4 protein-coding genes are annotated in these 3,809 nt (G+C 63.3%); 2 read left to right on the top strand and 2 right to left on the bottom strand.

Annotated elements, in window-relative coordinates:
* Window positions 1-220: 220 nt before the first annotated feature.
* On the bottom strand, window positions 221-628 hold the full coding sequence (locus Q4C89_RS11665) for a hypothetical protein (protein WP_303102787.1): 408 nt from the start codon (window positions 626-628) through the stop codon (window positions 221-223).
* A 124-nt stretch (window positions 629-752) separates the two neighbouring features.
* Here Q4C89_RS11665 and Q4C89_RS11670 point away from each other — a divergent pair, with 124 nt between their 5' ends.
* Together Q4C89_RS11670 and Q4C89_RS11675 are read left to right on the top strand one after the other, a co-directional pair.
* A complete protein-coding gene (locus Q4C89_RS11670) occupies window positions 753-1,271 on the top strand; it encodes a CatA-like O-acetyltransferase (RefSeq protein ID WP_303102788.1) in 519 nt (172 codons plus the stop codon).
* 9 nt (window positions 1,272-1,280) lie between these two features.
* Window positions 1,281-1,841, top strand: coding sequence for a Uma2 family endonuclease (locus tag Q4C89_RS11675; protein WP_303102789.1), 561 nt, complete (start codon window positions 1,281-1,283; stop codon window positions 1,839-1,841).
* Between the two features lie 77 nt (window positions 1,842-1,918).
* Here Q4C89_RS11675 and Q4C89_RS11680 read toward each other — a convergent pair.
* Window positions 1,919-3,809: alanine--tRNA ligase-related protein (locus tag Q4C89_RS11680; RefSeq protein ID WP_303102790.1), on the bottom strand; the 1,891-nt coding region annotated here is incomplete at its 5' end.

A 3,809-nucleotide genomic window follows, 5' to 3' on the forward strand; every position in this document is an offset into this window, starting at 1 on the left:
CTGCGGCTGGGGGCGCTGGCAGCGGGGGCCATCCTCACGCTGCTGGTGGCCTGGTCTGCTGCCGGACAGTGGGCGCTCTACCGACTGGCGAGCGGGGGCAGACCAGGGGAGAGGGAGTAAAGCCGCTGGGCGCGGGGTTATTTCCCCAGTTCTTTGACCATCTGCCGCACGGCCCCCAGGTGGTAGGCGACGTGGGCGGCGGCTCCGGCAAAAGTGGCGGTCAGGTTGCCGTCGGTGGGCTTTTCGCGCATGGTTTCGGCATAGGCCAGCACCTCGGCGTAGGCCGCCCAGAGCCGCTGCTGCACCGCCTCCCACTCCTCCCCTCCGCACCCACCTGCATGGGCAGAAAGCTGCCTTTCCAGTCGAAGGGGCCGCGTTCGCCGTCTCTTTCCCAGCGCACCAGCACTTCCAGATGCAGGGCGCTGTGGCGGGCATGCCCGGCGATGCTGGCCCCGTGGATCTCGCGGCTGGCCTGCGGTGCGCTGAGGCGCTCCAGGGTCGGCAACAGCCCATGCCGCACCCCGTCGGCGCGGGTATTTTCCACGAAAGCCGTGCCTGCTTCGGGGTCGCCGCCTTCCAGCGCTTCTTTGAGGATGTCGAGAATGCCGTCTAGGGGGTGCTGGGTCATACACCAGTTTACCTGGGGGTGAGCCTGAGCCTATGCGCTTTTTGCCCTTTCCCGCAGGCTGGCCTCGCCGTGAAACCTACGCACATTACCGCTGTAACCGTGTAGCTACTCGGTGACGCAAAGGGTGAACGTAACAGCACTGGAGCAGGGGCCTGCGCCCTTTGCCCCCGCGCTGATTCATGCCATTTGTCGCGTGGCGAACCGCCTTTCCGCGCTCCGCGTGACCGAGCAGGCGGGCGAAGTCGGCTACTGGGAAGAAATCTGGCCCGCCTACACCGTCTTTCATCCTGACAGCGAGACTTTTTCGGTGCTGTGGACGGAATATCACCCCGATTTTGAGATGTTTCTGGAACGCTACCGGGCCGATGTGGAGCAGTACGGCGACCAGCCTGTCCTCTTCCCGAAGGGTCCCAGTCCTGCCCACGCGCGGAACATTGCCATTGCACCCTGGCTGGACTTTACGGCGTTCAATCTGGACTACGGGCGCGAGTATCTGATGCCTGTTTTCACGGCGGGGCACTGCCGAGTCGGGGACGGCCGCGTGCTGCTGCCACTGGCGATGCAGGCCAACCACGCGGCATGTGACGGCTGGCACGTGACACAGTTTTTCGCGGGCCTGGGGGAGGAGACGACCAGAAAGTAAACTGAGGTCATGACCGACCCCGCCTTCAAACGCATGACTCCTGAGGAATATCTGCGGAGTGAACGTGAAGCGCAGGAGAAACACGAGTTTGTAGACGGCTTCGTGTATCCCCTGCATGCCCAGGCGGGGGCGAGCCGCAGGCATGTGCGGCTGACCGTGAGAATCGTGTCCATGTTAGAAGAAGTCGCCGTCGCGCGGGGATGTCGCCCTTATGCCTCTGACATGAAGCTGCGGGCCGATGGCTGGCGCAACTTTTTTTACCCCGACGTGATGGTGTCTTGCAGCCCCGACGAACCAGAACAGGACTTTGAGACGGACGCCTGCCTGATCGTAGAAGTGCTCTCGGGCAGTACCGCCGCCCATGACCGCACCGGCAAATTCGCCGCTTACACCAAGTTGCCCAGCCTACAAACCTACCTGCTGGTCGAGCAAAACGAGCGGCGCATCTATGCCTACGCTAGAGCAGAAGGCGACTGGGTGCTGACCGAATATGAAAACGGTGTCATTCCGCTGCCTTGCTTGGAGACGGAGCTAGATGTGGGGCGGGTTTACGCGGGGCTGGTGGAGTGAGACTGGGCTACAACACATAAAAAAGCCGAGGCCTACGCCCCGGCTTCTTTTCTGCCATCAGCTCTCAGCCATCGGCATCAGAACGCCGTTTCCAGCGCCCCCAACGCCCCCGCCGCGTCCGTAATCCCCGCCTGCGCCATGTCGGGGCGGCCTCCACCTTTGCCGCCGCCTGCCGCCGCCAGCTTCCCGACCAGTTGGCCCGCGTGTGCGCCGCGTTCCACCGCTGCTTTGGTGGCCTTCACAACCAAGCCCTTGTCGGCGGCAATCACCACAATGTCGGCCCCGCTGGTGTCCAGCAGCTTGTCGGCGGCGCTGCGGAGTTCGTTGCCCTCGATGCCCGACAGTTTCAGGCTGGCGACCTTGAAGCCGCCCAACTCGCGGGTTTGCGCCGCGCTGCCGCCCCCGCCCATCTGGGCTTCGGCCAGTTGCTTGCGCACGTTGGCGGTTTCTTTTTCGGCGGCTTTCAGCTGGGCTTGCAGGCCGCCCACACGCGCTTCCAGTCCTTCGGGGTTGGTGTTCAGCAGGGCGGCAGCTTTCGCCATAGCGTTTAGGCGTTCGCGGACCCAAGCGGTCGCCGCGTCGCCCGCCAGCGCCTCAATGCGCCGCACGCCCGCTGCCACGTTTTCATCCGCCAGAATTACGAACGCGCCGATGTCGCCCGTGCGCGTCACATGCGCTCCGCCGCAGAGTTCCATGCTGGACACCGCCGCGCCGTTATAGTCCACGTCGCCTTCCACCTTCACCACGCGCACGGTTTCGCCGTATTTTTCACCGAAAAGGGCCGTTGCGCCTGCGGCTTTGGCCTCGGCAATCGGCATCTCTTTCCACGATACGGCGAAGTTGGCGCTCACCCAGCGGCTCACGAGTTGCTCCACCTTGGCGATTTCCTCGGCGGTCAAGGCCGAGCCGTGCGAGAAGTCGAAGCGCAGGCGGTCAGCGGCGACCAGCGAACCTTTTTGCGCCACGCCTTCGCCCAGCACGGCTTTGAGGGCCGCGTGCAGCAGGTGGGTGGCGGTGTGGTGACGCTGAATCGCGGCGCGGCTGGGGGCGACCACAGCGCGAACGGTGGCACCTTCGGTCAGTTCGCCTTCTTCGACCAGCACGTCATGCAGGAACACGCCCTGTTTGGTCTTCTGGGTGTCGCGCACGATGCCAGCGCCGCCGTCCCACTCAATGCGCCCCGTGTCGCCCACCTCGCCGCCGCCCTCGCCGTAGAAGGGGGTGCGGCTGAGAATCACGGTTGCCTCGCTGCCCGCGCCGAGCGTGCTCAGGCGTTCGCCGCCGCCCACCAGCGCCAGCACTTGGCCTTCGCCTTGCAGGTGGTCGTAGCCGATAAATTCAGTCGCCGCGAGGCCGTCCAGCGCCTCCTGATTGCCGCCAAACAGTTCGGATTTGCCGTACTTGGAGCCTGCGCGGGCGACTTCCTGCGCGTGTTCCAAGCTCTCGGCGTAGCCCGCTTCGTCCACGCTGACGCCGTATTCCTCGGCAATTTCGCGGGTCAGGTCAACGGGGAAACCGTAGGTGTCGTAGAGTTCAAACGCGTCCGCGCCAGAGATGACGCTTCCCGCTGGCGCTTTTCCGAATTCCTTGTCCTTAATCGCGTGTTCGATAAGCTCTTCGCCCATCAGAGTGATGCCGCCTTCGACGACGAGGGAAACTTCTCCTGAAGGCAATGGAGGTTGAGCCATAAAGCGAGGAGCAGAGTCTAGATAGCGTTTGGCATCAAGCCCAAGCTGCTTGGCCTTGGCATAGGCCCAGTAAACGTGGTCGGCCGATTCTTTAGCAATACTCTGCCCCTTCTCGTTCGTGGAAACAGAGTAGCTGTCATTGAGAACTTGACGAATAACCAAATCATTCAGGCGCTGAATCCCGCCTTCTAGCGTCTTCAGGAAGCGTGCTTCTTCGTCCTGCAACGCCTTTTCCACTTTGGCCTGATTCTGCTTCAGTTCGGGGTACGCCTCGCCCATG

It is taken from the genome of Deinococcus sp. (assembly GCF_030523985.1).
Taxonomy (GTDB): Bacteria; Deinococcota; Deinococci; order Deinococcales; family Deinococcaceae; genus Deinococcus.

Excerpts from the sequence above, each read along its gene's own strand:
- Q4C89_RS11675 (WP_303102789.1), top strand. The coding sequence starts at position 1,281 with ATGACCGACCCCGCCTTCAAACGCATGACTCCTGAGGAATATCTGCGG.
- Q4C89_RS11665 (WP_303102787.1), bottom strand. The coding sequence starts at position 628 with ATGACCCAGCACCCCCTAGACGGCATTCTCGACATCCTCAAAGAAGCG.